At 64.6% G+C, this 24,887-nt stretch carries 24 protein-coding genes; 15 read left to right on the top strand and 9 right to left on the bottom strand.

What is annotated here, in order from left to right; translation table 11 throughout:
• Positions 1-5 precede the first annotated feature (5 nt).
• Both H4V95_RS15200 and H4V95_RS15195 read right to left on the bottom strand, forming a co-directional pair.
• Positions 6-245, bottom strand: coding sequence for a hypothetical protein (locus tag H4V95_RS15200; protein ID WP_196867203.1), 240 nt, complete (start codon positions 243-245; stop codon positions 6-8).
• A gap of 82 nt (positions 246-327) precedes the next feature.
• Positions 328-1,083: a FadR/GntR family transcriptional regulator gene (locus H4V95_RS15195; RefSeq protein ID WP_245345734.1), complete on the bottom strand. Its 756-nt coding sequence runs from the start codon at positions 1,081-1,083 to the stop codon at positions 328-330.
• A gap of 171 nt (positions 1,084-1,254) precedes the next feature.
• On the opposite strand from H4V95_RS15195, the gene H4V95_RS15190 reads away from it, so the two are divergent.
• The 8 genes from H4V95_RS15190 to manD all read left to right on the top strand — a co-directional run bounded on the left by H4V95_RS15190 (position 1,255) and on the right by manD (position 9,113).
• Positions 1,255-2,529, top strand: a complete 1,275-nt coding sequence (locus tag H4V95_RS15190; protein ID WP_209730965.1) for an ABC transporter substrate-binding protein — start codon at positions 1,255-1,257, stop codon at positions 2,527-2,529.
• 176 nt (positions 2,530-2,705) lie between these two features.
• A complete protein-coding gene (locus H4V95_RS15185) occupies positions 2,706-3,653 on the top strand; it encodes a carbohydrate ABC transporter permease (RefSeq protein ID WP_209730964.1) in 948 nt (315 codons plus the stop codon).
• Positions 3,654-3,656: 3 nt separating this feature from the next.
• Positions 3,657-4,544: a carbohydrate ABC transporter permease gene (locus H4V95_RS15180; RefSeq protein WP_196867201.1), complete on the top strand. Its 888-nt coding sequence runs from the start codon at positions 3,657-3,659 to the stop codon at positions 4,542-4,544.
• Positions 4,545-4,547: 3 nt separating this feature from the next.
• Positions 4,548-5,072, top strand: coding sequence for a gluconokinase (locus tag H4V95_RS15175; protein WP_196867200.1), 525 nt, complete (start codon positions 4,548-4,550; stop codon positions 5,070-5,072).
• A complete protein-coding gene (dgoD, locus tag H4V95_RS15170; protein WP_209730963.1) occupies positions 5,062-6,207 on the top strand; it encodes a galactonate dehydratase in 1,146 nt (381 codons plus the stop codon). The genes H4V95_RS15175 and dgoD overlap by 11 nt, the downstream gene beginning before the upstream one ends.
• A 33-nt stretch (positions 6,208-6,240) precedes the next feature.
• Positions 6,241-6,873 (top strand): bifunctional 4-hydroxy-2-oxoglutarate aldolase/2-dehydro-3-deoxy-phosphogluconate aldolase, encoded by a 633-nt coding sequence (locus tag H4V95_RS15165; protein ID WP_209730962.1) that lies wholly within the window; start codon positions 6,241-6,243, stop codon positions 6,871-6,873.
• Positions 6,870-7,841: a sugar kinase gene (locus H4V95_RS15160; protein ID WP_196867197.1), complete on the top strand. Its 972-nt coding sequence runs from the start codon at positions 6,870-6,872 to the stop codon at positions 7,839-7,841. The genes H4V95_RS15165 and H4V95_RS15160 overlap by 4 nt, the downstream gene beginning before the upstream one ends.
• 42 nt (positions 7,842-7,883) lie before the next feature.
• A complete protein-coding gene (gene manD / locus H4V95_RS15155; protein ID WP_209730961.1) occupies positions 7,884-9,113 on the top strand; it encodes a D-mannonate dehydratase ManD in 1,230 nt (409 codons plus the stop codon).
• A 54-nt stretch (positions 9,114-9,167) separates the two neighbouring features.
• Here manD and H4V95_RS15150 read toward each other — a convergent pair whose 3' ends face one another.
• Complete coding sequence (locus H4V95_RS15150; protein ID WP_209730960.1) at positions 9,168-9,845, bottom strand: NADPH-dependent F420 reductase; 678 nt, start codon at positions 9,843-9,845, stop codon at positions 9,168-9,170.
• Positions 9,846-9,944: 99 nt separating this feature from the next.
• Here H4V95_RS15150 and H4V95_RS15145 point away from each other — a divergent pair, with 99 nt between their 5' ends.
• Complete coding sequence (locus tag H4V95_RS15145) at positions 9,945-10,304, top strand: hypothetical protein (protein ID WP_209730959.1); 360 nt, start codon at positions 9,945-9,947, stop codon at positions 10,302-10,304.
• A gap of 40 nt (positions 10,305-10,344) precedes the next feature.
• Here the strand turns inward: H4V95_RS15145 and H4V95_RS15140 are convergent, their stop codons facing one another.
• On the bottom strand, positions 10,345-10,713 hold the full coding sequence (locus H4V95_RS15140) for a hypothetical protein (RefSeq protein ID WP_209730958.1): 369 nt from the start codon (positions 10,711-10,713) through the stop codon (positions 10,345-10,347).
• A 326-nt stretch (positions 10,714-11,039) separates the two neighbouring features.
• Between H4V95_RS15140 and H4V95_RS15135 the strand changes: the two genes are divergently transcribed.
• Positions 11,040-11,363, top strand: coding sequence for a hypothetical protein (locus tag H4V95_RS15135; RefSeq protein ID WP_209730957.1), 324 nt, complete (start codon positions 11,040-11,042; stop codon positions 11,361-11,363).
• 259 nt (positions 11,364-11,622) lie between these two features.
• Here the strand turns inward: H4V95_RS15135 and H4V95_RS15130 are convergent, their stop codons facing one another.
• Both H4V95_RS15130 and H4V95_RS15125 read right to left on the bottom strand, forming a co-directional pair.
• Positions 11,623-12,306 (bottom strand): aspartate/glutamate racemase family protein, encoded by a 684-nt coding sequence (locus tag H4V95_RS15130; protein WP_245345733.1) that lies wholly within the window; start codon positions 12,304-12,306, stop codon positions 11,623-11,625.
• A 102-nt stretch (positions 12,307-12,408) separates the two neighbouring features.
• Complete coding sequence (locus H4V95_RS15125) at positions 12,409-13,257, bottom strand: hypothetical protein (protein ID WP_209730956.1); 849 nt, start codon at positions 13,255-13,257, stop codon at positions 12,409-12,411.
• 352 nt (positions 13,258-13,609) lie between these two features.
• On the opposite strand from H4V95_RS15125, the gene H4V95_RS15120 reads away from it, so the two are divergent.
• The 3 genes from H4V95_RS15120 (at position 13,610) to H4V95_RS15110 (ending at position 18,988) form a co-directional block, all read left to right on the top strand.
• Positions 13,610-15,655: a bifunctional diguanylate cyclase/phosphodiesterase gene (locus H4V95_RS15120; protein WP_209730955.1), complete on the top strand. Its 2,046-nt coding sequence runs from the start codon at positions 13,610-13,612 to the stop codon at positions 15,653-15,655.
• Between the two features lie 94 nt (positions 15,656-15,749).
• Positions 15,750-17,963: a catalase gene (locus H4V95_RS15115; protein WP_196867189.1), complete on the top strand. Its 2,214-nt coding sequence runs from the start codon at positions 15,750-15,752 to the stop codon at positions 17,961-17,963.
• Positions 17,964-18,091: 128 nt separating this feature from the next.
• Entirely contained in the window at positions 18,092-18,988 is an 897-nt protein-coding gene (locus H4V95_RS15110) for an alpha/beta fold hydrolase (RefSeq protein ID WP_209730954.1), read from the top strand.
• Between the two features lie 58 nt (positions 18,989-19,046).
• Here H4V95_RS15110 and H4V95_RS15105 read toward each other — a convergent pair whose 3' ends face one another.
• The gene (locus H4V95_RS15105; RefSeq protein WP_209730953.1) at positions 19,047-20,159 is read right to left on the bottom strand and encodes an ROK family protein; all 1,113 of its coding nucleotides are present in this window, start codon (positions 20,157-20,159) and stop codon (positions 19,047-19,049) included.
• Between the two features lie 182 nt (positions 20,160-20,341).
• Here H4V95_RS15105 and H4V95_RS15100 point away from each other — a divergent pair, with 182 nt between their 5' ends.
• Both H4V95_RS15100 and H4V95_RS15095 read left to right on the top strand, forming a co-directional pair.
• The gene (locus H4V95_RS15100) at positions 20,342-21,376 is read left to right on the top strand and encodes a D-2-hydroxyacid dehydrogenase (RefSeq protein ID WP_209730952.1); all 1,035 of its coding nucleotides are present in this window, start codon (positions 20,342-20,344) and stop codon (positions 21,374-21,376) included.
• Between the two features lie 93 nt (positions 21,377-21,469).
• Positions 21,470-22,984 carry an MDR family MFS transporter gene (locus H4V95_RS15095; RefSeq protein ID WP_395939848.1) on the top strand — a complete coding sequence of 505 codons (1,515 nt, stop codon included), beginning with the start codon at positions 21,470-21,472 and terminating at the stop codon, positions 22,982-22,984.
• 17 nt (positions 22,985-23,001) lie between these two features.
• On the opposite strand, the gene H4V95_RS15090 is transcribed toward H4V95_RS15095, so the two are convergent.
• Entirely contained in the window at positions 23,002-23,886 is an 885-nt protein-coding gene (locus H4V95_RS15090) for an SDR family oxidoreductase (RefSeq protein WP_196867185.1), read from the bottom strand.
• A gap of 180 nt (positions 23,887-24,066) precedes the next feature.
• A complete protein-coding gene (locus tag H4V95_RS15085) occupies positions 24,067-24,798 on the bottom strand; it encodes a YoaK family protein (protein ID WP_196867184.1) in 732 nt (243 codons plus the stop codon).
• Positions 24,799-24,887: the final 89 nt, after the last annotated feature.

Raw genomic sequence — 24,887 nt, 5'->3', positions numbered from 1 at the left:
GATAGTTACTCGGGAGCCAGCTCACCCGCGGCGATGGCATCTGCGTACTTACCCAAGTCTGGCCCCGGCTTGAAATCGACGAACTGGGGCTGCAGCTTTTCGAACAGGAACTTGTAGATCTCGTCCCTCTCACTGTCTGCGTGGTTGTTAGCGGCTTCCTTGACAGCCTCCTGCAGTGCCTTGTCCGCGTCCGACAGGATCTTCTCGCGAGCTTCGTCATTCCACGTTACGTCTTTGATGTTCACTACGGCCTCCGATAGTAAGTCGACTGTTTAGTAGCTCAAGGCTACAGGGTCGTGCGCGGAGCTCAGCCCTGAATCAACCGGGTTACTTGTGGGCCGCCTCATTCCAAAGGGTGCTCATCTCGGTCATCGCCCGTTCCATAATGGCGAGCATCGAGTGGTGGGCGTCCACCGGGTTGCCGCGCTGAATGGCGCTGGCGACATCAACGTGCAGCTGCAGGGCTTCCTCGTGCGGGTGTTCGGGCATCAGACCGTAGTGGGTCCGGCCGGTGAGCACCTCGGCGACCAGGGAGTTGAGTTTGCCGAACATTTCGTTTCCGGAGCTCGACAGGACCAGGCGGTGGAACTGAATGTCGAGGGTAAGGAATAGCTCGGTATCACCGTCCTGGCCGGCTGCCCATAACTTCCCGGCCAAGCCCATCAGCTCGCTGGCGTCGGCTAGGGGTGCCCGCATTGCCGCTAGCTTGGCCGCCTGCGGCTCGATGGCTGTGCGCAGTTCCGTGAGCGACCGCAGCTGGGCTACCCGACCGGGCGAAGCCAGCCGCCACCGGATGACCTGGCGATCGTAGAGGTTCCATTCGGTGGCGGGCAGCACCTGCACGCCCACGCGGCGTCGGGACTCGACCATGCCCATCGACGCCAGTACCCGGAGCACTTCGCGGATGACGGAGCGGGACACGCCGTAGCGGCCCTCCAGTTCCTCGATTCGCATCACTGATCCGGCCGCCCACTCGCCTGCCCCGATTGCCAGTCCCATCTGGTCGATGACCGAGGCGTGCAACCCGGATGACACAGCGCCGGATGACACGGCATGAGAGGGAAGCGGGTCGGTGGGCTGCATGGAATGAAGCGTACCAAGAGCATCCCATTTCGGCAGTGGGGTTGCTTAAGTATGATCTTTGTCACTACTATCTTGGTTTATAGCAGATGTAAACCGATCATCTACTCCTGGCCCCGGTCAATACGGGTGTCCTCAACGAAGAGAACTGGAGCAACAGTGCAGCGCAAAACTATGCGGGTAGCCGGACTGGCGGTCACGGCATTGCTTGGAGGAACCCTTGCAGCATGCGGCGGAGGTGGCGGCGACGAAGCTTCCGACACTCTGCGCGTCACCCTCGCCAACCACGTATGGACCGAGAAAATCATCGAGGCCATCCCCGAATTTGAGGAAGAGACCGGCCTGACGGTTGACCTCACCCAACTCGGCGAGGATCAGCTCTCGGCGCAGTATAACGTTCAGCTCAACGCTGGCACCGATGAGATCGACGTCATGATGTATCGCCCACTGCAGGAGGGCAAGCTGTTCGCCCAGAACGGCTATCTGGCGGACCTGACCGAACGCGTCGAATCCAACTCCGAGTGGGAATGGTCTGATTTCCAGAGCGGCCCCGTGGACTCGACGACATTCGAGGACAAGGTGGTCGGAATTCCGACCATTACCGAACGAGAGGTGCTCTACTACCGCACCGACCTCCTCGAGGCTGCCGGCCTCGAGGTCCCCGAGACCCTCGAGGAACTTGAAGCGGCTGCCCAGCAGATCAGTGAAGAGAACCCCGATGTTGCAGGATTTGTTGCCCGCACCGGCAAGTCACCGGCAGTCACCCAGTTCTCCAGCTTCCTCTACAGCTTCGGCGGCGACTTTATCGACGAAGAGGGCAACTCAGCCGTCGCGTCGCCTGAAGCGAAGGAAGCCTACGCGTATTACGGCCGCATGATCAACGAATACGGTCCGGAGAATGTCAGCACCGACATGAGCTGGCCCGAGGCGATGGCCATCTTCACGCAGGGTGGTGCAGCCTTCTATACCGAGGCTGACAGCCTCTACCAGAACGCCACCGACCCGGCCAACTCCCAGGTCGCCGATAATGTTGGCTTCGCTCCATTGCCTGCCGGCCCCGCCGGTTCCAAGCCCTACAACGTTCCCTCGTGGGGTCTCGGTATCAACGAGGCGTCCAACAACCAGGACAACGCCTGGAAGTTCATCGAATGGGCCACCAGCAAGGAAATGGTTCTCGAGATCCAGCAGGCAGGCGTACCAGGTCCCCGCACCTCGGTCTGGGCCGACCCTGAAGGCACCGCGACCTACCCTGAGGACCTCGTAGCAGCAATCGAATCAAGCGCCGAGAACGGCGTGGGCTACGACCGCCCGCTCGTAATCAACGTGGCTGAAGCCCGGGAAATCGTTGGTGACCCACTTGTCATCGGCATCACCGGCGGCGACGTCGATGCCGCCGCTGACGCGGCCAGCGAATCCTTCCAGTCGTTCCTAGACGACGAACGCGAATAGCGTTTGACGGCGGCTCCTTTAGCCGCCCCGCGATGCGGCGCCGCCCGGTGGACTAAGACTCCGCCGGGCGGCGCAACCACCGGCCCGTGACGACAACTGGGCTCAGTATCCCCTCGCACGCGCTCCACCCCACCAAGAATGCAACCACTGCACCTCCTGCAACAAGGACGTTGACCATGACTGTCGCCTCCCCACCGAGGACAAACCCGCCGAAGGATCGCAGGCCGGGGAACACCCGCTACAAGACCTACTCCGACTGGGCGAACAACCACCGAAAATGGTTGTTCGCCGCACCGGCAATGATCTTTGTTGGCATCCTGATCATCTTCCCGCTCGGCTGGACCATGTATCTGAGCCTCACCGATTCCTCCGGGTCGGTGCGTGCGGAATCCGACTTCATCGGATTCGCCAACTACGCCGAAGTGCTCGCCGACACTGACCGCTTCTGGCCTGCCGTGGGGCGCACCTTCGCCTTCACCTCGGTGGCGCTCGCCGTCCAGATGATTCTCGGCATGTGCATCGCCCTCCTGCTGTGGCGACCCTTCAAGGGTGAGAAATGGGTCCGGGTAGCCATCCTCCTGCCCCTGGTAGCCACCCCCGTTGCCGTCGGCATGATGTGGCGGCTGATCTTCGACCCGAACATCGGCTTCGCCAACCAGGTCCTGGCCTTCGTGGGCATTCCGGCTCAGCCGTGGCTGTCCGGCCAGTCGACGGCATTGCCCACGGTGATCTTCATTGACATCTGGCAGTGGACCCCGATGGTGGTCATTATCCTGCTCGCGGGACTCACCTCGCTATCCGAGGAACCTGACGAAGCGGCCCGGATCGACGGCGCCAACGCCTGGCAGCGCTTCCGCTACGTCACCGTCCCGCTGCTGATGCCGACCATCATTGTTGCGGTCCTGCTGCGCAGCATCGACGCGCTGAAGACCTTCGACCTGCTGTACGCCACCAAGGGCCGCGGCGGCGGATCCTTCAACGAGGTGGAAACGCTGAATATCTACGCCTACGGGCTCAGCTTCGACTACAACGACTACGGGCTGTCCTCAACCGTCCTGATCATCTTCTTCCTCATCATCATCGCGGCAATGTGGGTCCTGACCCGGCGCCGGAAGGACGTGTAGCACATGAGCACAATCGCTCCCAACCTCACCCAGGGCAGTACCAAGCCCGCCGGCATTCCCGCCCGGCGGAAGAAGCCACTGCGCAGGCAGGGCTACAAGATCTTCCGCATCGTCGCTCTGACGCTCGTTGTCCTGGCCTTCATTGCCCCACTGGTCTGGATGTTCCTGGCGTCGCTGAAGACCAACGTGGACATCTACGACGCCGGCAAAACCCTGATCTTCAGCCCCACCACCGCCAACTACGAGACGGTGCTGGGCCGCAACAACTACTTTTCGTTCGTCTTCAACAGCTTCTGGGTGGCCTTCGCTTCGACCGCGCTGTCCCTGATCATCGGGGTCCCGGCCGCCTACTCGATGAGCCGGTTTGCTATGCGTCGCTCGGCAGTAGTGGTGCTGATGGCCCGCATCATCCCCGGAGTCAGCCTGCTGGTGCCCTGGTACTACGTTTTCTCCAACCTGTCGCTGGTGGGCGGGTACGGGGTGCTAATCCTCTCGCACATGTTCGTGGCCCTGCCTCTGATCGTTTACATCATGATGTCCTACTACGATTCGATGCCGCTGGAACTGGAAGAGGCGGCCCGAGTAGATGGACTCACCCATATCGGCGCGTTCCTGCGGATCACCCTGCCCCTCTCCGTCGGAGGTGTAGCCACCGCCGGAATCCTGGCGTTTATCTTCTCGTGGAACAACTTCATGTTCGCCCTGGTGCTTTCCGGCGCCGAGACGAAGACGCTGCCCGTGGCCATCTTCAACTTCGTGGCCTACGCCAGCATCGACTGGGGAGGGCTGATGGCAGCCTCGGTGGTGGTCACCATCCCGATCATGGTGATCGCCCTATTCACTCAGAAGTACATAGTTTCCGGCCTGACCGCCGGCGCGACCAAAGGCTAGGTCATGGCATACTCAACCTCCCCTCCGATCGTGGTTATGGGGGTGCAGGGCTCTGGCAAAAGCACCGTCGGGGCCCTGCTTGCGCAGCGTCTAGGTGTCAGGTTCATTGACGGCGACGATCTCCACCCTGATGACAACAAGGCGCTCATGTCGGCCGGCACGCCGCTGACCGACGATAACCGGCTGCCATGGCTGCACACCGTGGGCAACGTGCTTGCGCAGGGCCGCCAGGCCGGCGTCGTCGTCGCCTGCTCTGCCCTGAAGCTGGCCTATCGAGACCTGCTGAGGGGCCATGTGCCGGAGCTGGTGGTGGTCCACCCACACGGGACCATGGAGCTGGTGGCCGCGCGGATCTCGGCACGCGAGCACGAGTACATGCCGCCGTCGCTGCTCGCCTCCCAGTACGAGAGCCTGCAGACCCTGGGCGACGACGAACGTGGGCTGACCATCGACATTTCCCTCCCGCCGCAGGCAATGGTTGACAATGTTGTCGCGTACCTGACCGAAAGCAATATTCATGCGCATTAGCAGGATCGAAACCTTCCTCGTTCCCCCGCGATGGCTCTTTGTGAGGGTGGAGACAGACAGCGGGATCGTCGGGTGGGGTGAGCCGGTAATTGAGGGGCGGTCCGAGACGGTTCGCACCGCCGTCGAGCAACTTTCTGAACTGCTGATCGGCGCCGACCCACTGCGGATCGAGGACCACTGGCAGGTCATGACCAAAGGGTCTTTCTACCGCGGCGGCGCCATTCTTGCCAGCGCAGTGGCCGGCCTGGACCAGGCGCTCTGGGACATCGCCGGAAAGTCCCTCGGCGTGCCGGTGCACCAGTTGCTCGGCGGACACGTCCGCGACCGGATCCGGATGTACGGCTGGGTTGGCGGCGACGAGCCCGCCGAGGTGGCCGACTCCATTGCCGCCCAACTTGAGGTGGGGCTCACCGCAGTGAAGATGAACGCCAGCGGCCGGATGAGCCCGCTCGGCAGCGTCGCCGAAATCGATGCCGTCGTGGAGCGCGTCGCCGCAGCCAGGGAGGTCCTCGGCCCGCACCGCGATGTCGCCGTCGACTTTCACGGCCGATTCACTCTCGCCAACACCCGCCGGGTGGCGCCGCTGCTCGAACCGTTGCACCCGTTCTTTCTCGAGGAGCCGACGGTGCCGGAGAACTCGCACCTGATCGGCGGACTCGCCAGCTCCACCAGCATTCCCATCGCCACCGGGGAACGGCTGTACAACCGGCAGGAGTTCCTGCCGGTGCTCCAGGCCGGGATCGCCGTCGCGCAGCCGGACCTTTCACACGCCGGCGGGATCACCGAGGTCCGGAAGATTGCAACACTGGCGGAAATCTACGATGTCCAGCTAGCGCCCCACTGCCCGCTCGGACCGTTGGCGCTCGCCGCCTGCCTGCAGGTGGGCTTCGCCACCACCAACTTCCTGATCCAGGAACAGAGCATCGGCATCCACTACAACCAGGGGGCCGAGGTGCTCGACTACGTCCTCGACAAAACTCCACTCAGGTTCGTGGACGGTCATGTGGAGCGCCTCACTGGTCCAGGGCTGGGGATCGAGATCGACGAGGCCGCCGTCCGCCGGGTGGATAAAAGCGGCCACGCCTGGCGCTCACCCATGTGGCGGCACGCCGACGGTTCCTACGCCGAGTGGTAGAGCCGACCTTCCAGTACTACGAAAGGACAACCTGTGTCTGACTTCCTCGCCGGACTCACCGAAGACCGCCTGCTGGCCATCATTCGCGGTACCGACCGCGACGCCTCCATCCGTGCCGCCGTGGCCTTGGTTGACGAGGGGGTCAGCTTTCTCGAGGTGTCCCTTAACACCCCGGACGCCGTCGCTGTCATCGCCGCTATCCGCCAGGAGGTGGGGGAGCGGGCGACTGTCGGAGCCGGCACCGTGCTGACCGCTGACGACGTCGAGCGGGTTGCTGCTGCTGGGGGCCAGTTCATTGTCACGCCAGCGGTGTCAGCATCGGTGGCGGCCGCCGTGCGGCTTCACCTCCCCGTCATTGCCGGAGCGCTGACCCCCACTGAGGTGTACTCGGCGATGGATCAGGGCGCTACCGGCATCAAACTCTTTCCCGCTTCGCTCGGCGGACCCCGGTATCTCTCCGCGCTGCGCGACCCCTTCCCGAGCATCCCGGTTGTGCCAGTTGGTGGGGTGGACGAGGCAGCCGCAGCCGACTATCTGGCGCGCGGCGCAGTCGCTGTCGGAGTGGGTTCACCTCTTATCGGGGACTCGGCGTCCGGCGGGGACCTCGCCGCGTTACGGCAGCGTGCGCGGCGGTACCTGGATCTCGCGGCAGCCGTCGCCGAATGAGTGACGGGACCCCAACCGGTTCGAAGGTTGAGGTGGTGACCTTCGGTGAGACCATGGCCTCGCTCCGCGCGGCAGGATTGCTGAGGGCCGGGGGAGCGATGACCATGTCCCTCGGCGGGGCGGAGAGCAACGTGGCAATCGGACTCGCCCGACTCGGCCATCTGGCGAGCTGGGTCGGCCGGCTTGGCGACGACGAAGTAGGTGCCTTCGCGTTGCGGACCCTCCGCGCCGAGGCGGTGATAACCGACCTCGTCGTCACGGATCCCAGCCGACCCACCGGACTGATGCTGCTGGAGAAGCGAATTGCCGATGTGTCCCGGGCCGCCTACTACCGGGCAGGCTCTGCGGGCTCGGCCCTCTGTATCGACGACCTGAAGACGGCACTGGACTGCCAGCCACGGATTCTCCACCTCACGGGGATCACCCCCGCCTTGTCCAGCAGTGCCGCAGCGGCGACGCTGTGGGCAGCTGGCGAGGCGAACCGCCGGGGCATCCTGGTCAGCTTCGACGTGAACTATCGCGCCAAGCTGTGGACCGTATCTGCAGCTGCTGCCGTCCTGGGTCCGCTGGCAGATCTGGCCGATCTCGTCATCGCCTCCGAGGACGAACTCGCCCTCGTGGCGTCCAGCGACTCGGAAGCCGGCGCAGTGGCCAGTCTGCACCGGCGCGGCGTCACCGACGTCATCATCAAACGCGGCGCAGCGGGCGCCTCGGCCTTCACCGTGCGGGAGGCAGCGGTCCATCAAAGCGCCCTGCCGGTGCCGGTCGTCGACACGGTGGGTGCCGGTGACGCGTTCACCGCCGGATACCTGTCTGCCCTGCTCGACGGGGAGCCCACCGCTGGCCGACTGCTGCGAGGGGTTGCACTCGGGGCCTTCGCCGTCGCCGGCTCCGGGGACTGGGAGAACCTGCCCTACCGCAGCGAGCTTCCCCTTGCCGGGCAATCCGCGGGAAGCACCATCCGCTAACCAGTCGTTTCATCAATCACGAGTTCGTATCAAGGAGACTATGTGAAAATCAAGAGCGCAGAAGTGATCGTGTCCAGTCCGGACCGGAACTTCGTCACTCTCCAGATCACCACCGAGGATGGCCTGACCGGGCTTGGTGATGCCACCCTGAACGGGCGGGAGCTTGCCGCTGCTGCATACCTGGAGCACCACGTAGTACCCCTGCTGATCGGGCGGGACGCGCACCGGATCGAGGATACCTGGCAGTTTCTCTACCGGGGAGCGTACTGGCGCCGCGGACCAGTGACCATGGCGGCGATCGCAGCGGTCGATGTTGCGCTCTGGGATATCAAGGCGAAGGCAGCCGGGATGCCGCTCTACCAATTGCTGGGGGGCGCGTCCCGGAACGGCATCCGCGCCTACGGGCATGCGAGCGGGCGGGACATCCCCGAGATTCTCGACTCGGTCCGGGAGCACCTTGACCTGGGCTACAAGGCCATCCGGATCCAGACGGCGGTTCCCGGTATCGACGCTGTCTACGGGGTGGCGGCGCAGCCGAGTGCTGGCGGCACCCGATACGACTACGAGCCGGCGCAGCGCGCAGCGCTCCCCGCCGAGGAGGACTGGGACACCCGCGCCTACCTCCGACACATTCCGACAGTGTTTGAGGCGGTCCGCAGCGAGTTTGGACCGGAATTGCCGCTGCTGCACGACGGTCACCATCGGATGACGCCAATCGAGGCTGCGCGGCTGGGGAAATCCCTGGAACCGTACGACCTGTTCTGGCTCGAGGATTGCACGCCAGCGGAAAACCAGGATGCGCTACGGTTGGTCCGCCAGCACACCACCACGCCACTTGCGATTGGCGAGGTCTTCAACACGGTGTTCGACTACCAGACCCTGATCCGGGAACAGCTGATCGACTATGTCCGCTCCGCCGTTACCCACACTGGGGGAATCAGCGCAATGAAGAAAATCCTCGACTATGCATCCCAGTACCAGATCAAATCAGGTATCCACGGGCCCACCGACATCTCACCGGTAGGGATGGCCGCCGCCCTGCACCTGGACCTGGTTATCCACAACTTCGGCATCCAGGAGTACATGCGCCACGGGGATCTCACCAATGAGGTGTTCCAGCAGTCCTTCAGCTTCGAGGACGGCTACCTGCACCCAGGGGAGAAGCCAGGACTTGGCGTCGAGCTGAACCTGGAGGCGGCCGCAGCGCACCCCTACAATCCCGCGTACCTACCGTTCAACCGGTTGAAGGACGGAACCATTCACGACTGGTAGGACTTGACGGCGGGGATCCTTTGCGATGCCACTTTCCTACCTGAGCCGCGCCGCCTAGGGCGTGTCTGCGTAGCGCTTCGCTTGCGACAACGCTTCCCGCAGCTGGTCGACGTCGAACGTGGGACCGTAGGCGGGCGTATCCCGCTGGAAACGCCATCCCTCGGCCAGTGCGCCGGCGTCGACGGTGTCAAACCCGAACTGCGACAGGAGGGAGGCAACCGTCTCCTTGGCCGCAGCGGAATCCCCGGCGATGGGTAGCGCCCGCCGCCCCGGTGTCCCCTCGGGGGTGCCCTTCGAGGTCAGGTCCGCCGAGTAGATGTTGTTGAACGCCTTCACCACGTGCGAGGTGGGCAGGAGGTCCTGCAGCAATTCGGCGGTGGTGCTGGCCTCGTTGTCGAGAACCGGAATCTGCCCGTCACGCTCTGGATAGTAATTGTTCGTGTCGATGACAATTTTCCCCGTCAGCGGCTCGGCGGGCACCGACGCGATGTTCTTCAGCGGGATGGTCACGACGACGACGTCGCCCGCCGCGGCTGCTTCGGCCGGCGTTCCCGCTCGGGCCGTGCCGTTGCCAGCCGATGACTCAAGTTCAGCGACCAGATCCTGCAGGGTCTCCGGTCCACGCGAGTTGCTCACCACCACGTGGTAACCGTGCCCCGCCGCCAGCCGTGCCAACTGTGAGCCGATGTGGCCGCTGCCAATGAAACCTATTGTCTTTAGCTGTTCACTCATGCCCGGTACAACAATCGGCAGCCCCCGGTATTCCTGTTGCCGCCGATGCGGGATCTTTGGATACTGGGTGTGCAAGCGGACACTGCACGGGAGGCGGAGATGAACGACAAGATGAATGACGCCGCCCGTCGGGTGCAGCGAGCCAGGGGCTACCGGGCCGCACAGAGTGTTGACCCCGACTGGTGGGTCAAGGAACTGATCGTTCGGGAGCGTTTGACGGGTCTAGCCCCGGAGCCGTTCCTCCTGCGGAACGACGACGCTGAACTGGACGGTCGGCTAAAGGCTGAGCGGACTGAGGCTGTGGTCCGGGAAATCCTCGAGGAGTTCAACCGAAGGGTGATCAACGCACGTCGTCAGCTGCTGGGTGGCCCGCCAGTCATTACCCGGACGCGCGACGTCGACGCCGAGGTTGCGCGATGGCGGGCAGGCCGCTCGGGGTCCGCCGGTGCCGGGCTCTGAATAGCGGGACCTGACCGGTTAAACCTGAGTCGGCGGGTACCTAGGCTGGGTAGGCTTCCTGAAGCGCACGCATGCTCAACTGTCCGCAGTGCTCAAGGGGTTCGAGAAGATTTTCCACGCCGTCAAGGTCGTGGTTCTCGAGGCGGGTCTTCATCAGGGTGGCCAACGCGGCAAGTTGCTGGAGTCCGAGCATTTTGCAGGAGCTTTCGATGCTGAGGATGACGTCCATCAGCTGTGCTTCGTCGCGGTCAGCGACGGCATGAGTGAGCCGGTAATACCGCTGGTCCCACATGCCGATGGAGATCTGAATGAACGCATGACAGGCCACTGGGTTCTCGAGTTCGCGCCCCAAATTAACCAATGCCTCTGGCGAATGGAGGGGGAGCGCGTCGATGGCGTAGTCGATCATGGTGTCCTATTCTTCCCGGAGGTCTTCAGGGTAGAAGCTCCAGTCCACGTTGTAACGAGTGGTCGCTACCCGAATTGGGCGGCTCGGTACGCGGTCGGACATCCTCACTACCCGGCGAGAGTTATAACAGGATGATCATGGGGGTGCAGATGCGTTATATCGCTTAGTTCAACCACCAAGCATACTTACTATCTTTCGATGAGGCCAGCGAAGCCGGCGAGCACCCACGTTTCTTACAACTGTTTACCAAACATGCGTTTGGCCTTATGATCGGAGCAGGGTTTAGCAGTGGGCCACGAGAGCAGCGTGATCTTGTGGAGCGGTTAATGAAACATCAAGAGATGACAGAAGTGGCGGATCCTAGCCTGCTGACCCCTGCGGATTGGGAAGTCAACTATCCGATCCTGCCGTCCGATTTCGAAGCACCATTGTCGCGGCTTCCAGAGGGCCTTTCCGACCTGCCAATGGTCGACCTGACAGCACTTTGCGATGCTGTGTTCAACGAGATGAACCATGACTTTCCCGAATTTGGGGCGCAGGAAGACTACCTCCTACTTCTAGAGGAGTTGCAGGAGAGAGAGAAGGGCTGTCCAGCTGACTGGGCGCAAGGTATCGAGGAGGGGGCTGAGCAGGATGAGCAAGCATCATGAAATGAGTGACGACCCGGGCGCGCGGCCAGATGGCGACACGGGGACGGATCGCTCAGTTGAACGGAAAAGGGTCGGCTGGCCGAGTCGGCGGACGTCGCGGAAACCCGTCCCCTCGAGTTCGACGAGCGACCTGCAGAGGCTTGCGGCACGGAGATGGGATTCCCTCACGAAACTCAGCCGCCGCACCCGGCCCAGCGGGCAGTAGCCCAAACTCCAGAGATCCGCTGGCAGTGAAAGCTGCGCTACTGCTTTGACGTGCCTACCTGGTGGCGGCGGTGAGCTGCTCCGACGATCTCTGGGCACCGAGCGCCGCCAGCTGAAGGGTGAGGGCGGACCCGGCGGCGAGCACTGCATCAACGACGGGTAGCCCGTAGCGGCGGCGTAGCTCGAGGGCCACGCCCATGCTGGTGAGACCGGTGCAGGCCTGCAGGATCACATCCGCGCCGTCGTCGACCAGCCGTTCCGCCGCACGGTAGGTTTCGTACACCCCGGACGGCGTGAGCAGATCCTGGGTGTGTCGGACGCCGTCGGGCGAGCGGACCGAATACTGGTGGCTGCCCAGAACTTGCGACACCGCGCGTGGTGGGGCTGAGCCCAGGGCCAGCACTCCCACCCGGGATCCCAGCGCCAGCGCGGCGGCCGCTCCAGCCGAACCGGCCCCGACTACCGGCAGGTCCACAAGACCGCGGACCTCGTCCAGTCCTGGATCGGAGGAGCAGCTGATCATGATGCCGTCCACCTGGTGCGCCAGTTCCGCCGCGATGGCCAGAACCTTCGGCGCGGCAGCGTCGTGAGTCTGGCGATCGTGGACGCCTTCCGGCTGTTCCTGCACGGCGCGGGACAACACATCGACGCCGAAAGCCTCCCGAACCGCGTGCCCATGGAGATTCAGCAGTCGTGGATTGGAGGAGGTGAGAACCCTAATGAGGCCGATACGTGTCATTGATCCCTCGGTGAATGGCCGGTTAGTCAAACACCATGGCGACACCGCCGGATTAACGGGGCGTTTCCGGAGGGTAAGCATTGGAAGCGGGGAGAGCCCGAGTCAGCGGAGGAGCCGCTCCAGCTGACGTTTGGCCTGGTCCACTGTCCGTTGCGCATCGCGGGCGGCGCGCACCGCGCCGGACTGGACACGTTCGGCGTCGTCGATCTGCCCGTCCAGTGATCTCAGGTCGGTCGACAGATCGGTCAGGCGACGCTGTAACTCCTCAATCTCGGAGGAGAGACCCCGACGGCGGTCCTGTAGTTTGGTGATCCGCCGCCCCGCGTCCTCGGCGTCGTCGTCGGCATCTGCGAGCGTCCGTTCGGCGTCTTCCAGGTCGTTGCGGGCGCCCTCGACCTCTGCGCCGCCGTCGTCCCCGGACTTCTGAGAGCCGGATGTGGGGCTGCTGGTGGGTCGATCAAAGGGTCCGCCCACGGCGCCGGCAAGATCGACGGCATCCCAGCCGCTGGCGGTGAGGGCACGCAGCAACCGGCCGGTTGCGACCGCAGCAGCCGCGTCCGGGTCGGTCATCGCGGCGCGGAACGTCTGTTCCAGCTCGGCGGCAACCGAGGCGCTGACACCGTGACCCAACTCCTTGGCAAGATCCAGACTGTCCTGTCCCAGCGTGGCCAGCAGGCGCTGCCGCTGCTGGCCAAGCTCCTTCATTCGGGCCTGATCGAGGTGCTCCTGCGCGGCGCGCAACTCAACGCCCAGGGCCAAGGCTTCGTCGACGGCGGGGCGGCGGTGCAGGGTGAGCATGTTTATGAGCCAGCCCGCCATTGACGGTTTGGGCAGCTTCCTGACCTGGCCGGCCACTTCCTTGTCGGCGATGTCCTTGGCGCGGGCGTTACGTTCGGCGGTGAACGCCTCCAGGGGTAGTCCGTAGAGGTGCGAGGCGGTCTCGGCCAGCATGGCGCTGTCCGAGGGCGTGGCCTTACCCAAAGGGTCGGTCCGGCTGCCTGGGTGCCGGTGGCTCCGGGATGGTCATGGGAGTTCCTTCCGCTAAAAGTTCCGGCGATTCGGCAGGGGTGCGCTGGGTGTGAAGACACCCTACGCCGGTTGCAGGCACGGGCCAATGATCAAGCGTCGTCGTCCGCCTTTTTTGTTGTGTCGCCCGATGGGTGAGGCGTCGGTCACAATTGGGGTTAGCATTCGTGTAAGGAAGTCAGTCTGGGGAGACGAGCTGCCCGCACTGCGGCAACAATCATCAACGGTCACAGGCGCGCCATGCTGGTGTGCGGTAGTTCTCAGGGGAATGATCTGAATGGCGCTGAAATGGGGATCTCGGTTCAAGGGGGAGGGCCTGCCTGATTCGCTGTTCGCGCAGGCACACGCTGCCATGTCGGAAGTATCCCTGATCACCGACGCGCACCAGCGAATCCTCCATGTCTCCGACTCGTTCACCGCCATTACCGGACATCGGCCGGAGGATGTGATGGGTCGGAACTGCAGCATGCTGCAGGGGCCCGGATCCGATCCCGAGACCAAGAGGGCCATGCGGGCTGCGGTGGCTGCAGGGGAGCCTTTCCGGGGCGAGATTCTCAACTACCGCAAGGACGGGTCGGCCTTCTGGAACGATCTCAGCATCACCCCGCTGCGCAACGTTGCGGGAAAGGTGACCCATTTCGTCAGCGTCCAGCGCGACATCAACACCCGAATGGCACTGCACGAACAGCTCCGGTTCCAGGCGTTGCACGATCCCGTGACCGGACTGCCCAACCGGGTGGCGCTCGCGGAGCGGCTGTCGGAAATCTTCACCGTCGGGGATCATTCCGAAGTCACGGCGGCGGTTGGCATGATCGACCTCGACGACTTTCGTGCGGTCAACAACGCCTTTGGCCATGAGGCCGGTGACCAGCTGCTCAAGGAATGGGGAGTGCGGATGCAGGCCAACCTGCGCGACGGCGACTTCCTCGGCCGGATGGGCGGTGACGAATTCGTCCTGGTGGTGCAGGATATTGACCGGGCTTCCGCGCCGGCTGTGCTCGCCAACATCCTCGACCTGCTCCACACTGCCGTGGAGCGGCCGTTCCTTGCCTCGGGCAGGAGTGTCAGGGTGGGTATGAGCATGGGGCTGGCGCTGTTTCCCCGGGATGGCTGTGACATGGCGTCCCTGCTGCGCAGCGCCGATGATGCGCTCTATCAATCGAAGAAGACGAAAACGAACCGTGCGCGGTGGTGGACGCTTGCAGCGATTGAGCCACTCGCCGAGGCTGGATCCAACCTGACGTACCTGCACGCCGGGGTCGCGGGTGCGGGGCCGCGTCCCGACGCCGATGTCATCGAGGCCTACCGGAAGGAACTGCGGTCGGGTGGCTTGGAAGCGCACATGCAGCCCGTCATCGACCTGCGGGATGGGTCTGTCCATTTGTTTGAGGCGCTGGCCCGGCTGCGGATGCCTGATGGGCGCCTGGTGGCTCCTGGCGAATTCCTCCCCTATTTGTCGGACGTTGAGCTTGATGACCTGTTTGCGCAGATGATTGATATGGCGGTGGGATGGGTTGCCGCCTGGGATAGGGACGGCCTCCACGCGAATATCTCGGTGAACCTTCCTCCCAGTACCCTGCTGAACCCCGAGTGCCTGGACCTGGTGCGCAGCTCGCTGCAGCGTCATGGGGTGTCCGCGGACAGGCTGGGTCTTGAACTGCTCGAATCCCAGACCCTCGAGTGGGAGGTGCAGCGGGATGCTCTGGACCAGCTGGTGGCGCTCGGCGTCGGGCTGGCCATGGATGACCTGGGGGCCGGCTACAGCAGCCTCAAACGGCTCTCCGCCCTCCCGTTCAGCGCGATCAAACTGGACCGCGAACTGCTGTCCGAAATCCGGAGGAAGCCGGTGGAAACACTGAGCATGATTGCCTCGCTTATCCAGATGGGCCGGGATTTTGGAATGAATGTGGCCATCGAAGGACTGGAGGATTTGGGGATAACTGAGGCCGCCGTCGTCCTCGGCTCGCCCCTGGGGCAGGGATACTACTTCTCCCGCCCCATCCCCGCCGCCGAGGCGGCGCGGTGGGCGGAAGGATTCACGCTGGACATTCATCCGGCGGCTCCGCGCACCTACCTCGGCGGGTTGGCCTACCACTGGCAGTTCGCGCGGTTGGGTGCACCACACCCCAGAGCGCTGGAAGAGTGCCCACTCACCTGGCTGCTCAACAACAGTCCCGCCAACGAGGACGTGATGCGCTGGCACGCCCAGCAGCACGACACGGATGCGAACCATCCTGCGGCGGGTCGGCTACTGGTCGACTGGTTGGTGTATCAGATCCGCAGGAAGGTCGCCGACATCCCGGGAACCTTTACTCCGGTCTAACCATCTCGTCAAACTACAAAGCCTGCTTAGTATTAAGTGTAGGCTGGGAAGGTGGAGCAGGAACACTGCCCCATCCGAGCGTTTGGAGCGATCAATGACTGATGAGAATTCACCGAGCACCACCCCGCCTATCCCCGGGGCACCTTCGGTGGAGCCTCCCAGCCTGACGGAGCCGGTGGAACCTCGCGAGCCACTGCCGCCCAAACCAGATCAGGGCGCACCCGAGACGGTGTCGCCCACCGGCACCCCCACCGGAGCAGCAAAAACGGTCAACTCGCAGAGCGGGCGCTTCCTCACCACCGCCCAGGGCACGCGGGTCGCTGACACCGATCACTCACTTAAGGCGGGCCCCCGCGGTCCGGTGCTCCTGCAGGACCACCACCTGCGCGAAAAGATTACCCATTTCGACCACGAGCGCATCCCGGAGCGTGTCGTCCACGCCCGCGGCGCTGGTGCTCATGGAACCTTTGTGGCCAATGGTGCCGCAGCAGGCGTCACGAAGGCTGGCTTCCTCGCCAAAGACGTCGAGACGCCAGTCTTCGTGCGATTCTCCACAGTGTTGGGCTCGCGAGGCTCAGCTGACGCGGTGCGCGATACCCGCGGCTTCGCCACCAAGTTCTACACCGACGAGGGCACCTACGACCTCGTGGGAAACAACATCCCGGTGTTTTTCATCCAGGACTCCATCAAGTTCCCCGACGTGATCCACGCAGGCAAACCGCACCCGGACCGCGAGATCCCCCAGGCGCAGAGTGCCCACGACACGTTCTGGGATTTCGTCTCCCTGCATAGCGAAGCGCAGGCGCACACCATGTGGAACATGTCCGATCGAGGAATCCCGCGGTCGTACCGGACGATGGAAGGCTTCGGCGTCCACACCTTCCGGCTCCAGAACAAGGCGGGCGAGACCACGCTGGTGAAGATCCACTGGAAGCCCAAGCAGGGCGTGCATTCGCTGGTCTGGGAAGAAGCCCAGATCATCAACGGCATGGACCCCGACTTCCACCGCCGCGACCTCGCCGACTCGATTGAGGCCGGCGCCTTCCCGCAGTGGGACCTGGGCATCCAGACGTTCCCTGATACCGAAGACGAAATGTTCGAAGGCATCGACCTGCTGGACCCCACCAAGTTTGTCCCAGAAGAGTTGGCTCCCGTCCAGATCATCGGCACGATGACCCTGAACGCAAATCCGACCAACTACTTCGCTGAGACAGAGCAGATCGCCTTCCACCCGGGGCACCTGGTACCGGGCATCGACGTCACGAACGACCCCCTGCTGCAGGGCCGGCTGTTCTCCTACATCGATACCCAGATCAGTCGTCTCGGAGGGCCGAACTTCGCCCAGCTGCCGATCAACCGACCCCACGCACCGGTCAATGACATGCTCCGGGACGGAATGCACCAGACAGCGGTCCACGGCGGAGTGGCGCCCTACCGGCCCAACTCGCTCGACGGCGGATGCCCATTCCTCGCGGGCGAGGACATGAGCGCCTACATTGAGGTGCCTGAGGAACTGCCCGCGTCGCAGAAGGTGAGGGAAAGCCCCGCCACGTTCGAGGACCACTTCAGCCAGGTGCGGATGTTCTTCAAGTCCCTGACCCCGCTGGAGCAGGACCACGTCATCTCCTCCTACACCTTCGAACTGGGCAAGGTCTACGAAGAGACCCTGCGGGTTCGCCAGCTCCAGCATCTGGCCAACATCGACGAGCGTCTCGCTGCCGAGGTAGCCCTGGGTCTCGGTCTCACAGCTCCAGCACCAACCGTGCAGGTCGAGGATCACGAGCCAAGCCCCACCGTCTCGCAGATCGGCGGCACCTGGCCGGTCGACGGCCGGATCATCGGCATCATCGCCGACGCCAACAGCGACCTCACGGCCGTTGCCACCTTGACCAGCGGTATTCACGACGCCGGGATGGTTCCGCTGCTCATCGCTCCCACCGGCGGGAAGCTCGACGGCGGCATGGTGGTCCAGCGGACCTACCTCACCGCCCGCTCCACCGAGTTCGACGCACTGATCGTCGCCGGCGCTGCGACACCGGGCGACGACGCCGCCAACAGCCGGGACGCGAAGGCAGGATCCCCGGGGGGCACCATTGACCCACGGGTTGCCCTGCTTCTTTCCGAGGCGTTCAGGCACTCCAAGGCCATCGGTGGCGTAGGCGACGTGGCAGCAGTGCTGCAGGCCAGTGCCATCAGCATCGATGCGCCGGGCGTGGTGACCGGTGACGCCACACCTGTGCTCACCGCTCTAGGTGAACTGCTGGCCAAGCACCGCGTCTGGGACCGTTTTCCGGCACCCGCGCAGTAAATAGATCAACGACGACTGACCGCAGGAGAACGGTCCGGCGGTCAGTCGTCGTTTAACGCCCAACCGCGGCGGAGACGTGAAGTACAACTACTGTGGGTTCAGGCTGCCACCAGAACAGGAAGTGCTGAATGTTTGAGGCTTTTACGGAATTCGCGACGACGATTGACGGCGTCGAGATCGCAGGCCGGATCTCCCGTCCGACCGCCGATCCGAAGCCGGCTCTCCTGTTGCTGCATGGGCACCCGGAGTCCCACCTGATGTGGCACAAGATCGCCGACCGGCTCGCGGAAAAGTACACGGTGGTGATGCCGGACCTGCGGGGTTATGGCTCGTCGGGTCTGCCGGCCAGCGACCCGCAGCACCTCACCTACAGCAAGCGCACCATGGCCCGGGATCAGGCGCTGCTGATGCAACACTTCGGTGCTGAGCGCGGCTTCGAACAGTTCGCGGTCTGCGCCCACGACCGGGGCGCCCGCGTGGCCCACCGGCTGGTCGCCGATTACCCGGACCGGGTGACCGCCGCGATCCTTTTGGACATCGCCCCGACCCTTGACATGTATGAATCCACAGACCGGGCGTTCGCCGAGGCCTACTTCCACTGGTTCTTCCTGATCCAGCCGGAGCCGTTGCCCGAGTCGCTGATCGAAGCCAACCCGAGGGCCTACATCGAGAATCTGATGGGCAGCCGGTACGCCGGGCTCGCCCCGTTCCCGGCAGAGGTCCTGGACCGGTATGTTGGCGCCCTGTCCAGGCCCGGTGCGGTGCACGCCATGTGTGAGGACTACCGGGCGTCGTCGACCATCGACCTGGAGCACGACCGCCACGACCGGAACCACGGTCTCCTGATCGACACCCCGCTGCGGGTCCTGTGGGGCGAGCACGGAGTCGTCGGCAAGCAGTTCGACCCGCTGGCCCTCTGGCGGGCGGTGGCCCCAACTGCCACCGGCCGCGCGCTCGATGCCGGACACTACCTCCCCGAGGAGGCGCCCGAGGACGTCCTGCAGGAGATCCTCGCCTTTCTCTGAGCGGCATGCTCTGACGGGCATGACGCGCCGAACGCTCCGGCGGGCCGCACCTGCCCCGCTAGGCGGGAAGCCGGTGGATTGCCGTTTGGATCGAGACAGCGGCCGCTCCCCGCGCCCACGCGCGGAAACCGGAGCGGTCCACGTGAATGTGTACCGGTTCGGCGTTGGGCCCCCGCTCAGCGTGGACAGCATTGGTGACGCGGTGGGCAACGAGGTCGTAAATTCCGATTCCCTCACCGGCCAGCACCACCGAGGATTGAAGGGTGAGATTGGCCGCAAGGGCGATGAATCTGCCGAGGGCATCGCCCGCCGCGTTGACCACGGTCTGTGCTGAAGGCTCACCGGCGGATGCCAACCGGAGGACTTCGTCGTAGCTGACGGGCCTCTGGAGTGCAGCCGAAACCTGCCCTGCGATCGCTCCGGATGTGAGCACGGCCTGTGCGCAGCCCCGATGGCCATCTGGGCACACGGGTCCGCCCGCTGCGAGCGGGATGTGACCGCCGGTGCCCGCTCCGGCGTCGACGGTACGCACAGCCTGGCCGCCCACCACCAGGCCGTAGCCGACACCCGCTCCGATCGTGACGATCGCGAATCCCGGAAGGTCGCGGCCTATGCCGAACCAGCGCTCTGCTTCGGCGAGGGCGACGACGTCGTTTTCGACGGTGACTGGTGCGCCCACGCGTTCCGACAGCAGCTCCGCGAGGTGGACGCCGTGCCACTCCAGAAAGGGTGCGTGCTCCACGACCCCGTGCCGAACAAAGCCGCCCAGGCTGACGCCGACGCCGGTGAGGTCCTCGATCTCCAGATTGTTGATGCTGCGGGCTATGTCGTCGATGACGCCCCCCGGGCTGCGGTCCGTTAGCGGGTGATCAATCCATGCCATCGGTTCCGCCCGAATTCCGGTCGATACGGCGTAAAGGTGGGTTCCCGTGAGCTTCACCCCGACGAATCGGCCTTTATGGGGGGCGATGTCGAGTGGCCGCGATGGGCGTCCCACTGAACCGTCGGCGACGTCGTTGACCTCCACGAGTACCCCGCTATCCAGCAAGGGTTTCGCCAGACGGGTCAGGCTGGCGGCCGACAGGTCGAGCCGTGCCGTCAGCGCTGCCCGGGACAAGGGTCCGTGAATCAGCACCGCACGTGCGACTGCCACTTCTCCACTGCTCGCCATGATCGGTCTCCTCAGGTCTGTTGGTTCCACCCTGATCCTATTTCTTCCAGGCTAGAACTAATTTACCGCCACAGGGATAGCCGATCTTCGCCGCGGAGCCACCAGTAGCGCTCGGCTCAACGAGTGCAGCGCGGCCGTCCGCTCGTGCTTCACCTGGGGTGTGCCGTGGGAAAATGCTGACCATGACCTCGTCCAACCTCACCAGTTCTACCCCTTCCAGTTCCACCCCCGCCGACCGCAGGCCCATCGTCGCAGTCCTGGTGGGGGACCGGCCCGTGATCGGACTGGAGCGCGTCGCAGCTCTCGCGGACATCCGCGAGACGGACGCGGCCGGCCTGCCGGCAGCCATCGACGGGGCCGACGTGCTCTACCTCTGGGATTTCTTCTCGGGCGCACTGGAACCGGCCTGGCAACACGCAGGTTCCCTGCAGTGGCTCCACGTGGCGGCGGCCGGCGTCGACAAACTGCTGTTCCCGGGACTGGTCAACTCGCCGGTCACCGTGACCAATGCGCACGGCGTGTTTGATCGCCCCATGGCCGAGTACGTACTCGGCGCCATGCTCTTCGCCGCCAAAGGCTTCGGTCAGACCCGGGACTTTCAGCGCCAGTTGGTCTGGGGTCGACGCACCACCCGGAACATCGCCGGTTCCCGGGTCCTCGTGGTGGGCACCGGCAGCATCGGGCGGTGCACCGCACGGCTCCTGACGGCGGCCGGAGCCAGGGTCGACGGCGCCGGCCGGAACGCCCGCACGAACGACCCCGACTTCGGTACAGTCCATGCCAGCTCCGACCTGGCGGCCCTGGCCGGCGGCTACGACTATCTGGTCCTGGTGGCACCGCTGACCCCACAGACCAACGGAATGGTCAGCGCCGCGGTGCTTGACGCCATGGCTTCCACCTCGGTCCTGATCAACGTGGGGAGGGGAAAGCTGGTGGATGAGGCGGCATTGGTGCGCGTGCTCGACAACGGTGGCATCGCCGGGGCAGTGCTGGACACCTTCGCCGTCGAGCCGCTACCGCCCTCCAGCCCGCTCTGGGGGATGGACCAGGTGCTCATCTCACCCCACATGGCCAGCGACGCCGACTCCTGGCTGGACGATCTGGCGCTTCAGTTCGAACGCAACTTCCTCACCTGGCATGCCGGGAAGGCGCTGCCCCATCCGGTGGACAAGATGCTCGGGTACGTGCCGACGTCGTCCGGGGACAGCCGTCAATAGGCGCCCGCCAAAATCAGGCCGGAATAGAAGCCAATCCTCCCGGCGTTGCCGCTAGTAGGATTTCCGCGCCCACACCCTTTCGAAGGACCTTCCGTGCCCCATAGTGCCCCGCCCGCCACTGAGACCCAGTCGGCCGAGCGTCCGGACGACATCGACAACGCCAAACGCAACCGGCTGGTGATCTCGCTGCTGCTGGTGTCGGCTTTTGTGGTGATCCTGAACGAGACGATCATGAGCGTTGCGCTGCAGACACTCACGGTTGACCTGGGCATCACCGTCAGCGCCGGGCAGTGGCTCACCACGGCCTTCATGCTCACCATGGCAGTGGTCATCCCGGTCACCGGGTTCCTGCTGCAACGGTTCCATACCCGTCCCGTATTCATGGCCGCCATGTCCCTGTTCAGCCTCGGCACCCTGGTCTCGGCGCTCGCCCCAGGGTTTGAGGTGCTCCTGGTCGGCAGGATCATCCAGGCCAGCGGCACCGCCATCATGATGCCGCTCCTGATGACCACCGTGATGACGCTCGTCCCCCCGGCCTCCCGCGGCCGTACCATGGGCAATATCGCCATCGTGATCTCCGTGGCGCCGGCCATCGGCCCCACCGTGTCCGGCCTGATCCTCAGCGTGCTGGACTGGCGCTGGCTGTTCTGGCTGGTCCTCCCCATCGCCGTCGGCGCACTGGTCCTCGGTGCCACCCGCATCCAGAACGTCACCACGCCACGCCGCCTGCCCATTGACGTCCTCTCGGTCATCCTCTCGGCGCTTGCCTTCGGTGGGATCATCTACGGTCTCAGCCAGTTCGGCGAGGCTGCCGAAGGCGGGGGACCGGTGCCACCCTGGCTGCCACTCGTCGTCGGCGGTGTGGCCCTGGTGCTGTTCATCCTCCGGCAGCGCAGCCTGCAGCGCGCCGACCGTGCCCTGCTGGACCTGCGGACCTTCAAGTCCCGCACCTTCACCATCTCCATCCTGGTCATTTCGGTGTCCATGATGGCGCTTTTCGGAACCATCATCCTGCTGCCCCTCTACGTCCAGAACGTGCTCGGGCTCTCCCCAGTGGTAGCGGGTATGCTGCTGTTCCCGGGCGGCCTGACCATGGGACTGCTCGGCCCGATAGTCGGCCGCATCTATGACAGGCGCGGCCCCCGGGTCCTCGTGGTGCCGGGCGCGATCCTTGTCAGCCTGGTTTTCTGGGGTCTGACGATGCTCAGCGAAACCACCCCCTTCCTCATGGTGATGGTGGCCCACGTCTTCCTCAGCATCGGCCTCGCCCTGATGTTCACCCCGCTGCTGACCTCGGCTCTCGGGTCCGTCCGCCCGCAGCTCTACTCACACGGCAGTGCCATCGTGGGCACCGTCCAGCAGCTTGCGGGTGCTGCAGGCACCGCCCTGTTCATCTCGGTCCTGACCATCCAGGCCACCGCACTGCTCGACGACGGCGCCTCCGAGGTGGCCGCCGAAGCCGGTGGCATCCAGGCCGCGTTCTTCTGCGGCGCGATCGTCTTCATGTTCGCCGTCGTAGCGGCCTTCTTCATCCGGAAGCCCGAAGACACGCCGGTCGACGCCGCAGAGGCTCCAGTCGACGGCGCCGGAGTACCAGCCGTTCACTAACCGGCCCGGCACGAGGGCTAGGGGTGCCTGACCCCGTCACCATTGATGACGGCCAGGTACCCCTCGCGGAACGTCGGATAGGTAAACCCGAACCCCGTGGCCAGCAGCGCCGCGTTGCTGAGGCGCTTCCCGGTTCCCCGCTTCGTTCCGCCGGTCCTGGCCGACGACGACGGTCCCACCGGCGGGGTCGGTAGACCCAACTGCGCGGCGAGGAACTCGACCACCTCACCCTGGTCAACGGGTTCATTGTCGACCCCGATGTACTCGGTCCCGGGGTTGCTGACCTGCGTGGTCAGGTGCACAATGGCCGCGGCCGCGTCATCGCGGTGGATCCGGTTGGTCCACTGGATCTCCTGCGGGACGACGGCGGTTCCCGCCGTCAGCTGGTCGATCAGCCGGGTACGCCCGGGCCCGTAGATCCCCGACAGCCGCAGGATAATGGCGTCCGGGCGGCGGGCTCGCAGGAGCTCCTCGGTGCTGGCCAGGATGGTCGCCGTTGGGGTGGCCGGAGCCACGGGGTGGGATTCGTCGATCCACTCGCCGTCGTCGCCCCCGTACACGGCGGTGGAGGACACCAGGAGTATGCGTGCGTCGATGCCGTCCCGGTCCAGGGCGTCGAGGAGATTGCCGGTGGCCTCCAGATAGGCGGCACGGTAGGCGTCCTCGGTGCGGCCGTCGGCTGCGGTAGCCATCACCACAATGTTCGTGTCCAGCGGGATGGTCGGCAACTCGCCGGTGAGATCCACGGCGACCCCGTCGAAGTGTGCCGGTAGCTTGTCCGCCGACCTCCGCCACCCGGTCACCCGGTGTCCGGCCGCCGCGAATCTCAGCCCGGCTTCGGTCCCCAGATCACCGCAACCGGCAATCAGTACTCCGCCCGGGATCGCCCTGTCCTCGCTCACGCCGTTACCCTTCTCGAACCGGCCGAAATGCCTTAAATGTCGAGCGTACAGTGGTGCGGGCCAGCTTGCTTCCCACCGATGGGGACCGTTCAGTGGGATAGTCCAGACATTCCCAGTGACTAAGCGCTGCCGGTGGGAAAGAAGGAACCCGCTGTGGGACTAGAGCGCCGGCGCGGGCTCCTAGCTGGCGGTCACCGACTTCAGCCCGGATTCGACCGCTGCCGCTGCTGCCCGCTTGTCCTTGCGGTGCCGGAGCTGGCCGATCAGCGTCACCACTGCCGACAGGACGGCCGAGAGTGCAATCCCGACCCAGAGGTCGATGTGCAGTGCGGCCGCTCCCACGAGGGCGCCGACCAGAATCAGTGCGATGGCGAGTGCCCGGCGTGCCCAGAAGGGACTCTTCCCTCCGGCGAGGCGTGAGTCCGAGGCCAGCCCGGTGATCGTGGAGGTCACGACGACGGTGGTGATCTCGGCGACCTTGAGGCGTTTTGCCGTGGCGGCCTGAACACCCATGGCCAGGGCGAGCGTGCTGGTGGTGATGCTGCCCAGCAGATGATCGTCGGTGACATCGATGAGGGCGGTGAAGAGAGCCAAACCGCCGATGAGCACGGTCACCGTGAGAAAGGTCAACGAGGTGCGTCCGCTCCACCCCTCGGGTGCCTTCCGCAACACCCGCCCGCCAATGACGGCGCCGACCATGAAGAAGAGCAACGCCAGGGCAGGTCTCAGTACCGGCAGGTCGCTGCCCCCGGCAATAGCCATGCCCAGCAGCACGACGTTTCCGGTCATGTTTCCGGTGAAGACCTGGTCCAGGCCCAGGAAACCGACGGCATCCACGACGCCGGTGGAAAAGGTAAGGGTCAGCATGAGCCACAGGTGGAGCCGGTCGGTGGGGACAGGCTGACGCTTCATGGGATCCTCCGTGCGGTGAGAGCTGGTGTGCAGAGTCTTGCTATACGAACCGTCACATTTCGAACGGCATGTATACAAAATACACCTTC

It is taken from the genome of Arthrobacter sp. CAN_C5 (assembly GCF_017875735.1).
Classification (GTDB): domain Bacteria; phylum Actinomycetota; class Actinomycetes; order Actinomycetales; family Micrococcaceae; genus Arthrobacter_D.
Note: the sequence above shows the minus strand (reverse complement) of the source record. Positions and strands in the feature narration are given on the sequence as shown.